Origin of the sequence: Pseudoalteromonas prydzensis, from assembly GCF_001661495.1 — a bacterium.
Lineage (GTDB): Bacteria > Pseudomonadota > Gammaproteobacteria > Enterobacterales > Alteromonadaceae > Pseudoalteromonas > Pseudoalteromonas prydzensis.
This window is the reverse complement of record NZ_BDDT01000002.1, coordinates 327282-346660: the sequence shown is the minus strand read 5'-3', so window position 1 is coordinate 346660 and position 19379 is coordinate 327282. Positions and strand designations below refer to the sequence as shown.

Sequence of the window (19379 nt, the reverse complement as noted above, 5' to 3'; positions counted from 1 at the left end):
ATTCTTTATATCAACCTATTCAACCAGTCTTGCTGATGTTTAGAGGTAATTTGTTCAGCTGCCTCATTAAGCTGATTGGTTTTGATCTGTTGCTCATGTGTAAAGTGTTGTGATTGTTGCTGTTGCTCATGTTTATCACTGATATCAACAGCAACAGCCGATTGCTCTGAACTGACGAGTGATTGCCTTAATTGCTCTAATGTTTGTTGCATGGCCTCCCGTATTTGCGGGTTACTCGCTACGATATGCACTGTGGTTTTTTCAGCTTCAATACTGATACTAATATCGATACTACCGAGGTTAGGGGGATCAAGACGGATCTGCGCCCGCTGGACCTGCTGCCCTATTTGTAAATTAACCTTGTCGTGCAACACATTTAACAGCCTTTGCCCCCACTCACTCTGGTTGCCAGACAATGTCTCTGTTCGCCATTGCTGTATCATTTGAGTATGCTCAATGACAGGCACAGAATGAGCCTGTACCCCACGATTAACTTCATTTAAATTGCTAATAACTGGTTGTATCGTTGGTTTATCTTTATTTTGCAGTGGGGTATGTACAGAGTTATTTTTGGGGTCTATCTCTTTACTTATATCGATTTGCTGCTGAGGTACATTGCTTTTAGCTATATGCACGTGTGAATAGTCTGAACCAGTTTCATTTGCTTGCCTAGCTATTGTAATATCCGCCTTAGCTAGCTTTAGCATGCCTTGTGTTGATGCGATGCTTGGTTCTATATTAACGTCTTGATGATGAATTGGTGGACTTTGTTGTGAATGCACCATCGCCAGCAAGCTAGTTTGATGCTGCCCAGTTAGCATATCTTGATACACTGATGTAGCATCAACTCGTTGTTGTTCGAGTTTTTGTTCAGGCTGGGCGATTGAATAAAGCGCCCGCGTTCCTTCGCCGGCTAAATTGACAGCATTTAACATCCAGAGGGAGGCTGCCAATTTGGTTGAGACTTGAGTTTGTGCTGTTAGCGCTTTGCTGTTAGTTGAGTACGTGTTATTAAGGTTATTATCGGTTGCAGTTGTTAATGTTGCTTTTTGTCTTGCAGCAGAGGTAAATTGTGCTATTGCAGGTGATACATTAATGCTGGCAGCAACATGGACGCTTACCTCTTGCTGTTCGGAGTTATTAGCTAAAACATCCGCTTTCAGCGCTTTATCATGGCTAAGTGGTGGCATAACAAACGCTATAACGTCTTCTTGTTCACTTAAAAAATCACCGCCAATGATTGACGATTGTGGCGATTGATCGTGTGCGATTAAATCAAATGGTAGCAAGGGCGCTTGAGAAAAATTTACTGACACTGTTGACTTTGCTGTCATTTCAGTCGTGACTAACTGAGAAAGCGGGAGCCCTTTCATAACTGATTTCCTCCAACAAGCTGCTGATAAGCGATAATGCCATCGCGGTCACGTTGGTGCTGTTTCATTTTTCCATGCAAGTCATCTTGTTGCGCATTTAACACAGCAAGAAAATGTTGATATTGCGACTTTAGCTGTTGCATTTTTGGTTGCCAAGCTGGGTACCAAGGGGCCACTTTGGCTTCTGCTATTATTAGTACAAGCTCTTGATCGACATGACGAATATTCTGCCATTGCTGTTTTTCAATGGCGCTAGACATAGCTTGCAACAAGGTCTGAATTTTTTGTTCTGTTTGTTGTTTATTCATCACGACTATTTCTTTTAAACGAGCAGTAACGAACGATTCAAAACTGCATTAACACCAGCTTAACCAGCAAAAAGCATTCCAAAATACAAGCTATTGATATTTAAAGAAAACAACTAAATTTAAAATCAAGAACGGAAGTTATACTTCCGCTTATCGGAAGTGTGGGAAGTAAACTAAAAACCGCTTGGTCACATAATAATCAAAACAATTTCATAGAGTTATATAAAAATAAAAAAGCCAGCTGTTGCTACAGCTGGCTTTGGTTCCAGAACGAAAAACCCTTTTATGCTGCTTGACTACCAAGCCCAGCCCACCCTTGCTGTAAGTTTTGCATCACTTCCCGCACAGAAGCTAAGGCTGTTAAATCATTTTTTAAACTCGCGGTCATTAAAGTACTGCCACAATAATCATAAAGTTGCTGCATATTCACGACCACTTCACCGCCTTTTTCTGTGTCTAGTGATGCTTCTAAGCCACCTAAAATCCGCATCATTTTTTCAATACTGTCAGCTTTTTTATCAAAACGCTGCTGCTGAATATGCCCAGCAACACGTTCTAGTTCATCTAAAAAACCATCAAATAACATCAACACTAATTTATGAATATCCGCACCCGCTGCCCGCCCTTCGACGGAGGTGCTTTTATAAGCTGAGAAACCATCATTTAGATCAAACATATTCATCCCCATTAAAATTGCCCCATTGATGACTCTAATTTCGAAATCGTAATTTGCATCTGAGTAAACTGTGATAAGTAACGGTTATAAACTTGCTCCATTGAGTATTCATGACGCTGTTGCTTATCAACCACTAAATTTAAACTTGCTTGCAAAGTGTTCTTTTTGTCATTGATCAAGCCATAACTTTTTGTGTATGGCTCAACGCGTTGCTCAAGCTTTGCCATGAGGCCATCGGGGCCCGTTAACATTTGCGTTAATTGCTCTGGCTGATTCGCAATGGCATCTTCTAGCTTAGTGGTATCAACGCTGAGCTTGCCATAACGATCAAACTCAATACCAACGGAAAACAATGTTTGCCCTGCAAACTCCCCTTGAAAGTCATTACGCAATGAACGCCCTATTCCAGACGCCATTACATCTCTTTTCAAGGCATCATTGCCTGTGATAGAGCTAAGCAAGGTATTAAATTTGTCTATAAACTGCTGAATATTCTCTACGCTTTCTTTATTGTCTTGGGCGATAGAGACATGTATTGGTGTATCACCGGCTTGCTGCGCTTGAGTTAAATTAATAGTGACACCATCAATCACATCATCGAGCTGATTACTGGCCGATGTCACCGTTATATTTGAGTTGGCACCGAGTTTAACAATCGCATCTTGAGCGCTGGTTAACTCTTGCTGTGTCGCAATGGCGTTAGTAATGTTAGCTCCATTGGCATCAGTGCCTGGGGTGAATGTAGTTGCAACCGTGTTCGCAGCCCCGGTTTCATCACTTGTTAAAACTAAAAACGTTTCTGTACCCGAACGCATTACCGTGGCTTTGACACCCGTGTTATCAACATGGTTGTTAATTGCACTTGCAAAGTCATTAAGGGTTGCGCCCGCAGCTAAACTGGTTAGATCAACAGAGAAGCTATCTGCGCCCAAACTTACACCAAATTCGCCATCAGTTGCCAACGGCTGTGTTGGGTCAAAACTCAGTGCAATTTGGTGTGCTTGGGCAGTTTGCTCAACAAAAATATCATAATCACCGCTCACTGCATCTGCCGAAGTGGTAATAGACATAGCAGCGTCATTACTCACCGCGGCTGTGTTGCTCAATAATCCATTCTCAGGATTTTGATAATCATCAAGGGCATCAAAGAAATTGGATAAGTTAGTTTTTAAATCCGTAAAAGCTTTTATTTGATTATTATATTTTTTGTATTGTGTCGATAATATCTGGTCTTTAGCCTGTCGTTCAATTTGCGTATATTGACTCGCTAGGTTAGCCGGATCGATACTTAGCGCTGATGACATATGAATGCTCCTGTAAACGATAACGAAAGCACTTTACAAAAAATGCTTTCGTTATTGTAAAGCATCGCAACGCGATGCTTTTAAGAATGACTGATTAACGAAGTAAAGAACCAATCATTTGCGTTGTGCTATTCGCAGTGCTCAGAACTGAGATACCTGAGTTCATTAGTAGCTGTTGCTTAGTCATATTTGACGTTTCTTTGGCAAAATCAGCATCCATTAATTGGCCTGCAGATGCTTGTGTGTTTTCTTTCATGTTTGTTACGTTGTTCATGGTGTGGTCAAGGCGATTCATTGTTGCACCTAGACCTGAACGCGCTGTACCAATTTCATTAATGATGGTGTCAACAAAAGCAATTTGAGCCTGTGACGTTGCAACATCAGTAAATGCCGCAGCATTACCAATTGCTGTAGTTACGTTGCCAAGCTCAGTTGAGATATCAACACCTAGCGTTTCAGCCGCACTTGCGCCTACTTGGAAGTCAACTTGACCGGCACCAAATTTGCCAGTGGCATTCAGTAGTGTTGTGCCGTCACCAAAAGAGGTGTTATCCATAATATTAGTAAGCTCAGAAGCAAGGGCTGTGTACTCTGCACTTTGCGCGGTCCACTCACCTGCACCGTTAGTGTCACTGGCACCTTGTGTTGCAAGTTCTTTCATGCGGTATGCAATGTTTGTCATTTCTTCAAACGCGCCTTCAGCGGTTTGCATCATAGACATTGCGTTATTACCGTTATAAAGACCGGCTTCTTGACCACGAACCTGTGCATTTAAGCGTGTAGCGATTTGTAGGCCAGCAGCATCGTCTTTTGCTGAGTTGATGCGAAAACCTGAACCTAAACGCTCAAGTGCAACAGATAAGTCGCTATTACTGCTATTAAGTTGATTTTGGATTGAAAGTGAAGCCATGTTTGATTGAATTGATAAAGCCATTTTAAATTCTCCTGTGAATTTTTATTTATTTAACTTTCATTAACTAAGAGCGACCATCAATTTGAAAAACTAAAATTTTATTTTTATTTTTTTATTAATCTTTGTTTCAACAACTAAAAACGCGAGATAAAGTCGCGATTACGGGGGGGGATTAAAATAAGAATCGCAGGGTTAAGTAAGTGCATACTTCACCATATTGCGTGTCATATTTGCTTGAGCTGTGATGACGGCAACATTATCAACATTTGGTGTCATCATTTTTTCTTTCACTGATAGGCTCAATAAACTGATCTGTTGCGAGTCAGCCTGAACGGTGTTTTTTTCAATTTGTTGCAATTGTGCTGAAAGTTCACGGTGCTGTGCTTGGATTTGCAGTAAATTCACTTTTAACTGCCGCTGCGCTTGCTTGATAAACTCTAAATGCGCAGCAACATCTTGTTGTTTTTTTACCGAGTCAGCCAATTGATCTAAAGGGCTGTCTAGCTCACTCAATTGCAGTGAAATAGGATTTCCCGCAGCAACTCGCACTCCTTGTCCTGTCATTACCCACGCTTCTTTAAGTAAGTCACTGTGCTCTGCAGAAGCACTAAAAACCAAGCGATTCTGACGATTCACCTCAACCTTAATGTTGTGTTTAGCAAATGCAGCGATGACTGTATTTAGGTTTTGCGCTTCACTTTGCTCTGCAGGTAGTTTAATGTGCACAGCCTTGCCGCTGCGGCCAAGCAATAACTGCACATTTTCATCATGCGGACGCTCGGAAATTAAATCCACCTTGCTATTGAGTTGCCGCACCTCTTGACTATTTGCTTGCGCCATTTTTAGCTGCGAATTTAAGCCCGAGTTTGGTGCTTTAGCTTGCTGTTGTAATTGCGTTATTTGCTGCGACATACTGTGGCTGTTAAGCGGCGAAATTGCATCTGTATTTGACATGCTTTTTAGTTGTTTTGCCAACTTTTCTAAGCTCGAATATATTTGCTTTATTGTCACTTCCCGATGCTCAACTTGAGCTAACGCTTGGCTTAATTGCCCTTTTTTAGCCCAACGAGACAAAATGGCTACTTGACCTTGCTCTGGAGGATAACTTTTTGCTTGGCTATCATCATTCGTTGCGACTTTACCCAACTGTGTATGCGCAGTGGTACTGGTTGTTTTTATTGATTCAACCTGAGTGGGCTTTTCGCTACTTTGAACAAGCATAATTGGCTATTCCTTTAAAACACTGACTATTTAATGTATGAGAACAATGAAAGCTGGGTAACATTGGCATACACTCGCATTGATGATTCATATGCTGCCATTGATTCATTCATATTAATGTAGGCTTCGGGGTAATCGACAGCGCTAATGTCTTCGCGCAGATTTGTTGTAAAAGTACTGATATCTTGATTGCTGGTTGCTAATGAATCTAACGAGGCCATGGTGCCACCAATAATGGTAATTTGACTGGTAATATGACCCAAATAATCAGATAAATTATCAAGCATAGCTCGAGACTCATCACCAACCCCTGCCGCTGGCGGGTTAGATACTAACGATATGTAATCTTGCATGGCGTTTAAAAAGTTCGCGTTGGGGTCTAAGTCAGCGCCTAAAATATTGGTAAGCACACTTGAATCAGACGACACTGCAACTTCTCGCACGCGGCTATCACCGTTATAGCCGTAATTACCTGTCGCATCGACGGTAAATGGTTTATTGCTAGTTTCGCTGCCAGAAAATAAATAGCGTCCTTCACCGTCTTGAGCATTCATTAAATCCACCATGCCTTGAAAAATCACCCGCATCTCTTGGCCAAGTGCTTGTATTTGTTCAGTGCCCATAGAGCCATCAGCAGCTGTTGTAATTAGCTCTTGTAATGAATAACTTTGATTAACAATACCGGTTAACTGAACTTCTTGTTGTCCAAGGGAAAAATTCACCGCATCCATATTTTTTTTATATTGCGACAATGACTCTATTTCACTTTCTAACTTTAATAACATCACAGCCCCAAGCGGATCATCAGAAGGTTTTGCAATACGCTCATTAGTGGATAGTTGCACCGATGCCTGATTAAACTGCGCGGTGTTATGTTGAATATTTTTAATCGAATTTAAGTGGAATTGGTGGCTACTAATACGCATAATTTACCCTTAAAACATTGACAACAAAGTATTGAACACTTGATCTGCGGTGGTGATCACTTTGGCATTTGCACTGTACATTTGCTGAAAGTGCATTAAGTTTGCAGCCTCTTCATCCAGGTTCACGCCACTGCGACTGTCGCGGGCAAGTACTGCGTTATTGTGCAATACGTCAGACGTTGTTGCGCTATTTTGGTTTTGTTTACTGGCAATTCCTAAGTCACCCACTAACACTGAAAAGCCATCATCATTACTTTGAATCGCGGTAATTATATTGGCAATATTACCGTTATCACCTGGGCCACCTGCTGCAATCCAATTGCCACTAGCATCATACTCGCCACCCGTTAAAGCAAGTTTATCGACACTCATTTCGGGATTAATATTAATTGTTGAAAGCGGGTTAGCCGCGTTATATGTAAATAACGCTATACCTGCATCACCATTTAAGTCAAACCCTTGGGATAGCGCATTATTAACATCATCTGCAAAACTTTTAACTAACTCATTGAGCTTTTCTACTGTCGGTTTGATGACTTGCAAGTCAGCACTGATCAAGCCACCAAATTTTCCACCAACATGTTCATTAAGGGCAAATGTTTGACCATTATATTGCGTTGCCACTACTGTACCCGATACACTCACGGTAGCTGGCGATGTTCCTATCACCAGTGGTGCACCACTTAAGGTGCTTATATCAAGGCTGCCATCAGCACGATCTGTCACTGCAATGCCAATTTGCGCTGATAGCTCTTTAATTAATTGCTCTCGTTTATCTTTTAATTCTGCACTAGGCTGCTGATTTGCCTGTGCTTGAACAATGCTTTTATTTACATCCGCTATTTGTTTAGCTGAAGACGTGGTATTTAACGCCAAATTCGTCATTTCTAAACTTAACTTATCAAGTTGCCCTGATAATGCACCATCCATTTGCGCTAAGTCTTGTAACATTGCTTTGGAAGAAGAAATAACTTGCTGACGATACGCATCTGAATCAGGAGTACTGGCAGCAGCATTAAATGCATTGGTGATTTTTGTCACTGCATCATTAAAGTTAAGCGAGTCTGTGCCAACAATTTCTTCTATATAACCTAAGTATGTTTGCTTACTTTGATAGTAAGATAAGTCAGATTGTGTGCGCCAAATATCATCATTTAAAAAAGCATCAACAATGCGATCAACTGAACTGACATACACACCACCCAAAGACGAATTGCTCGTTGCGAAACTTGCTGCTTGGCGAGAGTAACCATCTACTGCTGCATTTGCGACATTTTGGCCTGCCACTGTCATCGCGACATTCGCTGCATTTAAGCCACTCATGGCATTGGTTATCATTGACATAGCGTATTACCTGATCGGAATAATATTAAGTGATTGCGCGAATGCTCGGCCACTTAACTGCTCAACTTGAGCAGTTTGACCTGTAAAATCATTCACCTCTAGATTATGATCAGCGACGACTTCTGCCATTTCCTTAAATTTATTTTCAACTGGGGCAAAGTTTTCATCAAACTGACGAACAATCGCTTCAGCGAGGCCCAATTGATTGGTTGCTGCCATATGCTGTGCTGTTTGGGCATCATACATATCGCGAAATTGCTGCTGCTCTTTACTGGCAAAAAAACCATTGCCCGACGACATAGCTTCTGTAGCAGCATTCATATTCTTTAAAACGAGCTGTAAAAAAATAGCTTCAAATTGTTCTGCTGCTTGTGCAAGCCCCTGCCCTTGCGGGTTTTTAGCAATCAGTTGTTGGATCTGTGCGGGGTCAATAGCAAGTGATTGCATGGCACTTAAATCTGACTTAGTTAACTCAATTGTCATAGTGTCGCTCCTTGGTTAAATAACAAGTAGTTCGGCTTCTAAGGCGCCAGCCTTATCAAGCGCAATTAAAATAGACATAAGTTCACTTGGGGTCGCGCCTAATGCATTTATCGCTTTAACTATTTCATCCAGCGAGGTGCCCGTTGGCATTAACAACATACCGCTACGCTGCTCTTGCACATCAACATTACTTGATTGTAATGGCATTGTTCTGCCATTTGCGAAAGCGTTTGGTTGTGACGCTCCTTCAACTTCCGTAATAGTAATCGTGAGATTGCCGTGACTGACCGCAGCTTGATTAACCTTAACCAGCTCATTCATAACTACGGTGCCTGTTCTGCTATTAAAAATAACTCTAGGCTGCTGCGAACCTTGCTCAACACGAATATCTTGTAACATAGACATAAACGTATTGCGGCTATTGGCATCGATAGGCGCGCTGACTTTTAAACGTCCCCAATTTTCAGCAGTCGCTACATCAGGGCCAAACACTTTATTGATTGCTTTTACGATATTGCGAGCCGTTTGGTAATTTGGCTCTTTTAAGTTTAAGGTAACATTAGGCTGTAATTGAAACATGTCTGCTGCATTACGTTCTATAATAGCGCCATCAGGAATAATGCCCGATGTAGGCACATTGACGGTCACAGACGAGCCATTTTTACCACTGGCATTCATGCCCCCCACCACTAAATTCCCTTGCGCTAGCGCATACACTTTGCCATCAATTCCTTTTAATGGCGTTAACATTAAGCTGCCACCATGCAAGCTCTTTGCGTCGCCTAAAGAGTTAACTGTTACATCAATTGCCTGCCCTGGGCTTGCCATAGGAGGTAGGGTTGCATGCACTGCTACAGCAGCAATATTCTTTGATTTTGGCAGGCGACTTTCATCCATAGTTACGCCAAACTGTTTCAACATATTATTAAGTGATTGTGCCGAGAACTTCACTTGGGCTTTATCACCAGAGCCCGCTAAACCAACAACTAAGCCATAACCAACCAACTGATTATCTCGTACACCCAAAACATCGACTAACTCAAGCAACTGGCGTGAAGAAGGCTCTGCATAGATTGGTGAAATAAAGCTGCTGATCATCATGATGAGTAAGAATATCTTTTTCATATCAGTGCTCTAAAATGGATTTAAATAACGGCTAAACAAAGCGGTAAACCAACCGGGGCTTGAGGCATCGGCCAAAGTACCACTGCCTGTGTAGCTAATTTGTGCCTCTGCAACACGCAGTGAAGAAATACGATTTGCTACATCAATATCATCAGGGCGAACTAACCCCTCGATTTCGATGTATTCATCCCCTTGATTTAACTGTATTTGCTTTCGCCCTTTTATCACTAAGGTACCGTTGGATAAAACATGGATGACCCGCACGGTAATTGCACCACTTAAATAGTTTTGCTGGCTCGCACTACTGCCGCCATCAAACTCAGTGCTTGAGCCTATGCCCAAATTAAAATCAGTGACATTTAAGTTGCCAGCAATAGGCACCGACACATCAACATCTGTGTTTTTATCAAGACTGCTATCAGCACTTTTACTCGATTGTGTACGCTCATTTAACACCACAGTTAAAATGTCGCCAACCCGATATGCGCGCTTATCTGAGTACAAAGAAAACATATAACTATCGCTATACAAGCTGCCATCTTCATAGTTCAAACCAACCTGATAGGCATCCTTAGCCACTTCATAGTCTTCACGGGCTTTAGCTTGCTTTTGGATTGGGCACTTTGGTTCACCATGAACCATTTTACATTGCACAAACTGTTCAGTATCAGCGCTACTGCTACAACCTGTAAGTAGGGTAATGAGAACAAAAAATGCACTTTGTTTAAGCATAAGCATCACACATTTTGATTGATGAAGCGCAGCATTTCATCAGCCGCAGAAACAACTTTGGCATTCATTTCATAGGCACGCTGAACCGCAATCATGCTAACCATTTCATCAACGACGCTGACATTCGAGCCCTCAATGGTAAATTGCTGTAATTCACCAAACGCTTCTTCACCAGGAATGCCTTCAACAGCTTCCCCCGATGCCGCTGTCTCGCGGTATAAATTACCACCTAGGCTTTCAAGGCCTGCAGGATTAGCAAAGTTCACCGTTAACAATTGACCTAACTCAACAGGTTCAACATCATTATCGACCACTGCACTAATAGTCCCATCGCGACCAATCGTCACTTTGGTGGTGCCTTCAGGCAGAGCAATATTTTGTGCCAAAGGAAGGCCATTACTGTTAACCAATAATGACTCCGAATTCAGCTGAAACTGACCATTACGAGTATAAAGTAACTCACCATCGGGGCTTTCAATTTGAAAGAATCCTTGCCCTGCAATCGCAACATCCAGCTGATTACTGCTGGTTTCAAAATTGCCCTCAGTAAATTGCTTTTGCGTGCCATTAATGCGCACCCCAGTGCCTACTTGAATACCTGATGGCAATTGATTTAAATCATCAGCTTGAGCACCTGGCTGCTTTTGTACTTGGTAGAATAAATCTTCAAATACGGCACGATCTTTTTTAAAGCCTGCGGTACTCACATTTGCTAAATTATTTGAAATAGTGGTCATCCGCAGATCTTGTGCTGCTAACCCTGTTTTACTTACCCATAATGCTGAATTCATTGTTTACTCCACACTCTAACCACGACCACTAACAAGTTTGTTGCCGCTATTTGCTAACTCATCGGCGGCTTTCATCATGTTTATATTCATTTCAAATTGGCGGCTGATATTCATGGTTTTGATCATTTCCTGTACCGCGTTCACATTTGAGCCTTCAAGAACCCCAGTGCGCAGTCTAATTGCTTCATCCATTTCCAATGGTTCTATGTTTTCTGCACGAAACAACCCGTCGCCACCTTTGACCATTACAGTTTCTTCTTCGCCTAGACTGGCAAGCTTAATTTGCGCTTCTTCTGCAATTGCGCCTCCCCCAACGGGCACAATATTGATAATGCCATCTGGAGCAATTTCTATTTCAGCGAACTCACCAAGTTGAATATCACCAATATTGCTTTGCACTCGGCGATTGTTCACGGTTAAAAAGCCTTCTGCATCTATTTCTAAATTTCCAGCACGGGTATAGGCAGGCTCACCATTGGCATCAACGACCTCTAAAAAGCCACCATCACTGAGCGCGATATCAAGCTTTCTTCCTGTGTCCATCATTGGACCCGCAGATAAGTCGGTTGTTACCGGCATCATTTGTGCGTGATATCGGGTGCGAAAACCACTGCCCGTTATCTGCATTGATTGCGCTTGTTCTAGATCTGCTTTAAAGCCTGCAGTGCTCACATTCGCGAGGTTATTTGCAGTGACTTTAAGCGCGGTATTATTTAGCTCAGCACCCGAAACAGCGGTATAAATTAACTTTTCCATTGCCGCAGCCTTAAGTGTTACTAAATAGAATCTGCATCATTTCATCTGCACTGCTGATGGTTTTTGCATTGGCTTGATAGTTTTGTTGGAATGACATTAAGCCAACCAATTGCGCACTTATATCAACGTTTGAGCCAACATAGGCACCGGCAATGAGGTTACCTATGGCACCGCTATCTGGTTCACTGTAAATGGCATTCCCTGACTCTTTGGTTTCGTACCAAACCGTGTCATCTCCTGACTGCAGGCCATTGGTGTTGGCAAATGAAGCCAATACAACTTGGCCTTGCAGTTTTGATTCACCATTAGTGAACGTGGCGAATATTTTGCCGTCTTCTTCTACCGAAATGCCGGAGAAAGTACCAGCAGGATAGCCATTCGCATCATTCTCAATCATGCTGAAGTTGCTGCTAAATTGCGTGGTTTTAGCCATATCTAAGGTTAACGACATAGGGGATGCGCCACCGTCAACATTAAAAGACAGATTAACCTCACGTTTATTATGTGGATCATCAATATTATTGTCTGGTGGTGTCAAAGGTGGTGGTGGAGGAGTAGGTGGCGTTGTAGGTGGAGGCGGAGCAGCTTGCTCTAATGGAATCATTTGACCATTTGAATCAAATTCCACAGAAACTACACCAGCAGGAATTATAGTACCATCCACATTCACATTTTGAATACCAACAACTCCTCCAGATGCGCTTATATCAGCTTGCGACAACGGCTCACCGTCCATCAAGTACATTACTTGCCATTGGTTATCGCCAGTGTGATTAAAGTACTGAGTCAACACATGACTATTGCCCTGAGAATCAAAAACCTCTGTAAGCTGAGAAAAGTTGTACTGGGTACCATCGGTAGGGTCAAATGCCGCAGGTGCAGCAGGGTACGGAATAAAATCACTGGCAGAGCTTAAGTTACCGTTAAATGCAACGGTATCTGATGCCGCAGCCGGAATATTAGCGCCTTCAATTTTTAAGTCGGTTAGAATCCCGGGAATGATAGCTTCATCATCAGCGCTATCTGTATCGGTAATACCATAACCTTGTAGTTTAGCGCCGTTAGCATTGACGATATTTAAGTCATTATCCAAACTGAACTGCCCTGCTTGGGTGTAAGCAATACGATCGCCCTCAGAAACAGCAAAAAAACCTTGACCATCAATAGCAATATCTAAGGCATTACCGGTTCTAACTATGTCGCCACTGGTAACAAAGTCTTCTTTAATATCAGAAACACGTACACCACCACGATTACCGCCATTATAAACGGCAGCAAATTCCGCATTGCCAGTTTTATAACCCGCAGTTGATGAGTTAGCGATATTGTTACTGGTTACTTCTAATCCAGTTTGCGTACTTTTTAGGCCGCTTAAACCTATATTAAACATAGACATAATTATTATTCCTCTACAGTCTAAGCAACTTGATTAATATCGGTCAGGGCAAAATTACCTAAGCCATCAACTTGCAATAAAATATCGGCACTACTGCTACCGACTGACACTCGTTCCACTTCCCCATTAAGCCAAGGTGTTAAACGCTGTGACACACCTTGAGTTGTAGAAAATGCATTAATTGAGTATCCACCTGCATCTTGCTGTTCAAACTCAAAGCTCAATGAACCCACGCCACTGTAGGGCAACTGTTGTTCTTCAACTAACTCGCCGTTACTGTTGTATAACTGCACTGTGACTGAATCGGCTGGTGTTGATAAATTAACTAAACCTGATACTGTGCCTGGTTTTTCAAGGGCAATAACATCGGCGGGAACAGCGACTGTTTCACCAACCAGATTCGTAGCTTCTAGCACTAACATGCTGCTGTTATGGTCTAAACTGGCACCGGTATTCTTTTTAATACTTTGCAGTGATTCTACATTTGAAAACTCAGCCAACTGGCTAACATATGCAGTGCCATCCATAGGTTGCAGTGGGTTTTGATTGCTGATCTGCGCAACAAGCAACTCTAAAAACATGGTCGACATTTCTTCTGCCGAGCTGCCATTACCTAAGACTGCTGAGCCACTATTATCTGTTGATTGATTTCGCGCTGTAGTGTTTGAAATATCCATACTGTTATTGTCCTAACTTTAAAATGCTTTGTTGCATACTATTCACACGGGACATCACATCAACCGATGTTTGATAACTACGACTCGCCGACATCATATCTGCCATTTCTTCAAGCACGTTCACATTAGAGTAAAAGACATAACCATCATCATTAGCCAATGGGTTATTCGGTTCATAGCGCTGTTCAACGGTGCGATTTGACTCAGTCACACCGAGGGTATTCACTGCGGCTGCAACATTTTGCTCATTAAATGAATCTTTATACATGGCTGAAAATACAGGCTTTAATGCTTTGTAAGCCCCATCTTCGCTGGATGCCGCAGTGTCGGCATTAGCCAAGTTAGAAGCAATGGTATCTAAGCGCATCACTTGAGCTCGCATTGCACTGCCGCTAATGTCATAAATAGAGTTAAAAGACATCGCCTAATTTCCTTTTATTACTTTATGTAAGCCACTGATTTTCATATTCAAAAATGTCATGCTGGTCTGAAAGTCCATGCTATTATTGGAAAACTTCGCTTGCTCAACATTAAGCTCTACGGTGTTACCGTCACTCGAGGCTTGATACGGCACACGGTACATCAACTCATTGGCACTAATTCCCGAAAAGCCAGGCACTCGTTGTTGCTGCATATTTGCAGCAACATCACCTAAAATTTGCTGGTAGTCGACATCCCGAGCTTTAAAACCTGGGGTATCAACATTTGCTAAATTACTTGCGATTATTTCAGCCCGGTCTATTCTCAGCTGCATCGAAAATGGGTGTACGCCCAACGCCTTATCAAATAATGCCATTGTTGCCTCAACTGACTACTTCTTGTATGCTCATTTGCATATTTTGAATTTCGTTACAGACTAATTACAACCTTTATGCCAAAGTTTATAAAACATAAAAATCAATGACTTATAAAAATAAAAACCAAAAAAAACACCAATTAGCGGAAGCAATACTTCCGATACGGAACAGTCTTATCTTCCTCTTTACTGGGCTTGTTTTGCTGCTTTTTTCTAACCAATCTCATAGCAATGACTTCGAACAAGAAATAAAAACCTATTTAGAAAACGACATTGCTCACTATTTAAAAAGCATCAATAAAACCAGTAAGCAGCAACAGATTGCCATGTATGTTCCACCTGCCGCTAAACAATTGAGTTGTAAAAACACCCATATTCAACGCACTAAATTAACCTCTGCGCCAGTTGGCCGAGTTCGCTTGCAGCTTAGCTGCGATAACCCCGTTTGGCAGTTTAGAGCAACCGCAAAAGTTGACTTATGGCTACACCTTGTTGTTGCAAAGCGCGATTTGCAACGCGCTGAAGTACTTAATATCGATATGCTTGGCTATGACATCGTCAATATAGCCAAACATGTTTATGGCATGGAAACTGAGCTTTCGGAATTAATTGGCATGACCGTAAAGCGCAATATAAAACAAGGTGATTTGATCACCCGCAGAAACCTTGAAAACGATTATTTAGTTAATAAAGAGCAACATATAAAGTTATTGATCAATTCAGCAAGTTTCTCTGCAAGTGTTAAAGCCATAGCCCTTGAAGACGGCCTTAAAGGTCAATTAATTAAAGTTAAAAACCTAAGCTCAGGTAAGGTAGTAGAAGGTAAAACCATTGCAAAAGGCGTTGTTGAAGCCAGCTTGTTATAAAGTGAAAAATAAATTTAAGAATTTCGCATTAATGGTCGCTGTATACTAGTAGTCGCGAATTAGAGGGGATTTGAGCATGAATATAAACAATAAGGGCAGTGGCCAAGTAGAGCATTCGACCAAGATTAACAACTTTGTCGACTCCAGCAACCAAGATATCAATAAGCAATCACAAACAGAGTCAAGCCAACCAATAAACGCTGAACACATTAGCTCTTTGAGTAAAGCGGTAGACAATACCTTTGAAAACCTCGCATCAAAACCAGATGTCGATCATGAAAAAGTCGCACGAGTAAAAGCTGCGATTGCCAACGGTGAATTATCCCTTGATCAAGATACACTTATTAATGCCCTACTTGAGTTTCATAGAAAATGAACATCACCAGTATTAAACAATTTATAGAAAGTTTAAAACACGATATCCGTAAACTAGATACCTTGATCAAGGCACTTGATCATCAGTACCAGTTACTCAGTGAGCGCACAAACACTTTACAGCGCCATAACTTAGCCATGATCACAATATTAAAGTCTCTGGAACAAAATCACCAACATCGCGATCACTATTTGCAAAGCTTAGGCTTAGAAAAAGGTAAACAAGGATTTAGTCAATTAGTTCAGCGACTGCCTTTCAATATAAAACAATCAACCAATACCTTGATGCAAGAGCTGATGATTAAATCGAAGCATTGCCAAGTACTTAATGAACGTTCAGGCTTATTACTAGCCCACCAAAAACAGCTACTACATCGACTAACAGGCACACATAATAACACCGCATACCCCGAATTATCATTTTAGTTTATCCGCCTCCAAACACCACATCAGCCGTAATGATGTGGTGTTCCTATTAGATCAATAAAGCTCTAGATCGAAAGTAAAAAGCACATATTTGTATAGCTATAAGTAAAAGTTTAATCATATACGCTTTTTTAACTTTTTCTGTGGCGTAGCTAAAAACGATTTAGCCGCTTTAAAAGTCGTTGATGAAGAGCTGATTAAACAAGCGATTGGCGGTGCTCGTTTTCAAGAGTGCTTCTTTGATAACTGCCAAGACGATGTGATTGCAGCATTTTTAAAAGCACGTATTTAAACATCCGGTATTCATAGTGAATCTAATCAATACGCACAAGCCAATCGTTAACCTGCAAACTCTAAAAGTGAATGACTCACAAAAAACATTAACAACCAGCACTACTTTTCAAGGTCGTAATAATTACACACATTAACGTAATAATTAAGCACATGCTGTAATAACTAGCGGCTAACAAAACCACAACCTGTTGATTTAAATAGAAACAAAATAATTTACAACCATGGTATAGAGCTTGCTTTTTAATAACTGAACACGACAAGAAAATCACTTATCTATACAAGGAGTAAATTATGAATAGCGATCGTATTGAAGGTAATTGGAAAGAACTTAAAGGTAAAGCTCAGCGTAAATGGGGCGACCTTACCAACGATGATTTAGATAAAATTGAAGGTAGCCGTAAAGAGCTAGTTGGTAAAATACAACAGGCATACGGTAAATCGAAAGAAGAAGCTGAGCGCGAAGTAAATGACTTTGAGAAAGGCCATTAATATAAAGCGCGTTAACAGCTTTACTTGCTAATAAAAACCGCCAGCTGGCGGTTTTTTTGTTATCTCAAGCTTAACGATGCTTATTTATCGAGTGCTAGTTTTACTGCAGCCTCGGCGTGTATTTTGGTAGTATCGTAGAGCGAAACGTGCGTGTGTTGTGGCTTTACCAACAAAGCAATTTCTGTACAGCCTAAAATAATGGCCTGCGCGCCTTGTGCAAATAAGCGCTCTATAATGCGTATATAATCGGCTCGCGCATCTTCATTAATAATCCCTTGGCATAACTGCGAATAAATAACCTCGTGCACTCGCTTTCGCTCATTAGGCTCAGGTATTAATACCTCAATGTTATGCTTCTCGGTTAAACGCTCTTTGTAAAAGTTTTGCTCCATCGTAAATTGCGTGCCCAGCAACCCTACTCGCGTAATGTTATCGCGTTTTAGTTGCTCAGCGGTGGCATCGGCAATGTGCAAAATAGGAATGGTAATATTACTGGCAATCTCGTCGGCCACTTTGTGCATGGTGTTGGTACAAATAAGTAAAAAATCGGCACCACCAGCCTCTACTGATTTAGCAGCCTCGGTGAGTATACTTGCTGTTTGTTGCCAATCACCTTGATGCTGCAACGTTTCAATTTCCGCAAAATCGACACTCACCATACAAATTTTGGCCGAATGCAGTCCACCCAATGAGTTTTTAACGCCTTCGTTTAAGGCTTTGTAATAGCTGGTTGTTGACTCCCAACTCATACCACCCAACATACCAATTGTTTTCATAAAATTGCCTAGTTGTTTATGCTAATCAACCAACAATAGTTCTTAGTGAGAGAAATAAAGAAGGATAAATATAAAAAATGCGCATTTAATACGCATTTTTTATAGGGACTATATCATTAGTTTTTAGCGTAATAGGCGTTTTCACCACTTACATTTGTTTTTAACAAATTATTTTTTCTTTGTAACTCCCTAAGAATAACAATTCGCTTAGCTGGAATATTTAGATCGTTTAAACGAGAAAAGCTATGCATGGGAATCAACAAGGCTTTCTTCCATTTACTAGTAATAATATCGTAAGAGTTACGGTGCTTAGGACCAGTAACATCGGTAATGTCATAATTATCGATAGTAAAAAGAGCTGTTTTTTTAGTTTTTAATTTTCTGAGTAAATCGTTATTTGCATACAAACTTAAGTGAGAAATCAAGTCATTATTAAAGTCATTAAAGTATGCTTTCTTATCTTTGTACATGGTTGATACATTAAGGAGGTTACTGCTGTAATTTGTCCCTCTATTTGAATTAATAAACTCTTGAGCATTATCTATTAATGAAGACATTAGGTTATTAGCTGTGTATGCCTGAGTTCTGATATTCGGAGAACCGATATAACCCTTATAAAAACCGTACATAACAAGAGGGTTGTTTTTATTCAGTGGCATTAATATTTTGTATTCAATATCATCTAAACTAAGTGCCTGACCATTATATGTGAACTGTTTTTTGTAAAAGAAGCTACTTTTATCAAACACATCATAAGATAAACTATGTGTATCTTTTGGATAGCGCTCAGCTAATTCATTTATCACCGTTGCATTGTGTAGGTTTAACCAAAATGCTGTTTGCTCTTCATTACTTAATTTATCAAGTTGGCTATTTGCTAAGTAGCTAGCAAGATTGCTTTTTATAGCTGCCATTGACTTTTTTAATTCTGGATCATCAATAAATTGTTCATAATAAAAACGGTTTGCTTCAGCATCTGTGGCTCGGTTGCTTCCTAAATTAGGACCTTGCTCGTTTTCACCATAGGAAATATATGCTCTATCTGAACGAGCCAATTCAAGAACTGAGGCCTCTAAGACAGTATTGTATTGAGAGTAATCAACTTTAGCAGTCACTTGATTCTTACTGTTGAAAGAACTTGAAGTATTGTTGCTTTCAGCAAAGCATGGGGCTGAAAGTAACAAACCCAGTATTACAGATTTAGTTATTAATTTAATCATATTTAATCCCTCATTAATTATATCCAATACCGTTCATGAACAGGCTGTCCACTTTATGAGCAAATTAACTATATGCATTAAAATTGACTAAGTCAAATTGCTTGATTTCTAC

The 19379-nt window shown here is 40.8% G+C and carries 24 protein-coding genes; 5 read left to right on the top strand and 19 right to left on the bottom strand.

Annotation, left to right across the window (positions count from 1 at the left end):
• Positions 1-5: 5 nt before the first annotated feature.
• From A7968_RS05940 to flgB, 17 genes are all read right to left on the bottom strand, one after another.
• A complete protein-coding gene (locus A7968_RS05940; protein ID WP_064665660.1) occupies positions 6-1373 on the bottom strand; it encodes a flagellar hook-length control protein FliK in 1368 nt (455 codons plus the stop codon).
• Positions 1370-1681 (bottom strand): hypothetical protein, encoded by a 312-nt coding sequence (locus tag A7968_RS05935; RefSeq protein WP_064665659.1) that lies wholly within the window; start codon positions 1679-1681, stop codon positions 1370-1372. Before A7968_RS05935 ends, A7968_RS05940 begins: the two co-directional genes overlap by 4 nt.
• A 283-nt stretch (positions 1682-1964) precedes the next feature.
• Positions 1965-2357: a flagellar export chaperone FliS gene (fliS, locus tag A7968_RS05930; RefSeq protein WP_064665916.1), complete on the bottom strand. Its 393-nt coding sequence runs from the start codon at positions 2355-2357 to the stop codon at positions 1965-1967.
• 11 nt (positions 2358-2368) lie between these two features.
• Positions 2369-3661 carry a flagellar filament capping protein FliD gene (fliD, locus tag A7968_RS05925; protein ID WP_064665658.1) on the bottom strand — a complete coding sequence of 431 codons (1293 nt, stop codon included), beginning with the start codon at positions 3659-3661 and terminating at the stop codon, positions 2369-2371.
• 94 nt (positions 3662-3755) lie between these two features.
• On the bottom strand, positions 3756-4595 hold the full coding sequence (locus A7968_RS05920; RefSeq protein WP_064665657.1) for a flagellin N-terminal helical domain-containing protein: 840 nt from the start codon (positions 4593-4595) through the stop codon (positions 3756-3758).
• A gap of 171 nt (positions 4596-4766) precedes the next feature.
• A complete protein-coding gene (locus tag A7968_RS05915) occupies positions 4767-5795 on the bottom strand; it encodes a hypothetical protein (protein WP_064665656.1) in 1029 nt (342 codons plus the stop codon).
• A gap of 26 nt (positions 5796-5821) precedes the next feature.
• Positions 5822-6721, bottom strand: coding sequence for a flagellar hook-associated protein FlgL (gene flgL, locus A7968_RS05910; protein WP_064665655.1), 900 nt, complete (start codon positions 6719-6721; stop codon positions 5822-5824).
• 9 nt (positions 6722-6730) lie between these two features.
• A complete protein-coding gene (gene flgK, locus A7968_RS05905; protein WP_064665654.1) occupies positions 6731-8065 on the bottom strand; it encodes a flagellar hook-associated protein FlgK in 1335 nt (444 codons plus the stop codon).
• Positions 8066-8071: 6 nt separating this feature from the next.
• Positions 8072-8548, bottom strand: coding sequence for a rod-binding protein (locus tag A7968_RS05900; protein WP_064665653.1), 477 nt, complete (start codon positions 8546-8548; stop codon positions 8072-8074).
• Between the two features lie 15 nt (positions 8549-8563).
• Positions 8564-9673 (bottom strand): flagellar basal body P-ring protein FlgI, encoded by a 1110-nt coding sequence (locus A7968_RS05895; protein ID WP_064665652.1) that lies wholly within the window; start codon positions 9671-9673, stop codon positions 8564-8566.
• A gap of 9 nt (positions 9674-9682) precedes the next feature.
• Positions 9683-10405 carry a flagellar basal body L-ring protein FlgH gene (locus tag A7968_RS05890; RefSeq protein WP_227008887.1) on the bottom strand — a complete coding sequence of 241 codons (723 nt, stop codon included), beginning with the start codon at positions 10403-10405 and terminating at the stop codon, positions 9683-9685.
• A gap of 5 nt (positions 10406-10410) precedes the next feature.
• A complete protein-coding gene (flgG, locus tag A7968_RS05885; RefSeq protein ID WP_064665650.1) occupies positions 10411-11196 on the bottom strand; it encodes a flagellar basal-body rod protein FlgG in 786 nt (261 codons plus the stop codon).
• A gap of 15 nt (positions 11197-11211) precedes the next feature.
• A complete protein-coding gene (locus A7968_RS05880) occupies positions 11212-11952 on the bottom strand; it encodes a flagellar basal body rod protein FlgF (RefSeq protein WP_064665649.1) in 741 nt (246 codons plus the stop codon).
• Positions 11953-11962: 10 nt separating this feature from the next.
• Positions 11963-13348 carry a flagellar hook protein FlgE gene (locus tag A7968_RS05875; protein WP_064665648.1) on the bottom strand — a complete coding sequence of 462 codons (1386 nt, stop codon included), beginning with the start codon at positions 13346-13348 and terminating at the stop codon, positions 11963-11965.
• Between the two features lie 20 nt (positions 13349-13368).
• Positions 13369-14025: a flagellar hook assembly protein FlgD gene (locus tag A7968_RS05870; RefSeq protein ID WP_064665647.1), complete on the bottom strand. Its 657-nt coding sequence runs from the start codon at positions 14023-14025 to the stop codon at positions 13369-13371.
• A 4-nt stretch (positions 14026-14029) separates the two neighbouring features.
• Positions 14030-14446: a flagellar basal body rod protein FlgC gene (gene flgC, locus A7968_RS05865; protein ID WP_064665646.1), complete on the bottom strand. Its 417-nt coding sequence runs from the start codon at positions 14444-14446 to the stop codon at positions 14030-14032.
• Between the two features lie 3 nt (positions 14447-14449).
• A complete protein-coding gene (flgB, locus tag A7968_RS05860) occupies positions 14450-14821 on the bottom strand; it encodes a flagellar basal body rod protein FlgB (RefSeq protein ID WP_064665645.1) in 372 nt (123 codons plus the stop codon).
• 200 nt (positions 14822-15021) lie between these two features.
• Here flgB and flgA point away from each other — a divergent pair, with 200 nt between their 5' ends.
• From flgA to A7968_RS05840, 5 genes are all read left to right on the top strand, one after another.
• Positions 15022-15687, top strand: a complete 666-nt coding sequence (flgA, locus tag A7968_RS05855; RefSeq protein WP_167542956.1) for a flagellar basal body P-ring formation chaperone FlgA — start codon at positions 15022-15024, stop codon at positions 15685-15687.
• Positions 15688-15763: 76 nt separating this feature from the next.
• Complete coding sequence (gene flgM / locus A7968_RS05850; RefSeq protein ID WP_064665643.1) at positions 15764-16063, top strand: flagellar biosynthesis anti-sigma factor FlgM; 300 nt, start codon at positions 15764-15766, stop codon at positions 16061-16063.
• On the top strand, positions 16060-16488 hold the full coding sequence (locus A7968_RS05845; RefSeq protein WP_084448051.1) for a flagellar export chaperone FlgN: 429 nt from the start codon (positions 16060-16062) through the stop codon (positions 16486-16488). Before flgM ends, A7968_RS05845 begins: the two co-directional genes overlap by 4 nt.
• Positions 16489-16609: 121 nt before the next feature.
• Positions 16610-16780, top strand: coding sequence for an RpiB/LacA/LacB family sugar-phosphate isomerase (locus A7968_RS23695; RefSeq protein ID WP_084448089.1), 171 nt, complete (start codon positions 16610-16612; stop codon positions 16778-16780).
• Between the two features lie 293 nt (positions 16781-17073).
• Complete coding sequence (locus A7968_RS05840) at positions 17074-17271, top strand: CsbD family protein (RefSeq protein ID WP_064665642.1); 198 nt, start codon at positions 17074-17076, stop codon at positions 17269-17271.
• 80 nt (positions 17272-17351) lie between these two features.
• On the opposite strand, the gene A7968_RS05835 is transcribed toward A7968_RS05840, so the two are convergent.
• Both A7968_RS05835 and A7968_RS05830 read right to left on the bottom strand, forming a co-directional pair.
• Positions 17352-18047, bottom strand: a complete 696-nt coding sequence (locus A7968_RS05835) for an aspartate/glutamate racemase family protein (protein ID WP_064665641.1) — start codon at positions 18045-18047, stop codon at positions 17352-17354.
• A gap of 116 nt (positions 18048-18163) precedes the next feature.
• The gene (locus A7968_RS05830; protein ID WP_064665640.1) at positions 18164-19267 is read right to left on the bottom strand and encodes a DUF547 domain-containing protein; all 1104 of its coding nucleotides are present in this window, start codon (positions 19265-19267) and stop codon (positions 18164-18166) included.
• Between the last annotated feature and the right edge of the window lie 112 nt (positions 19268-19379).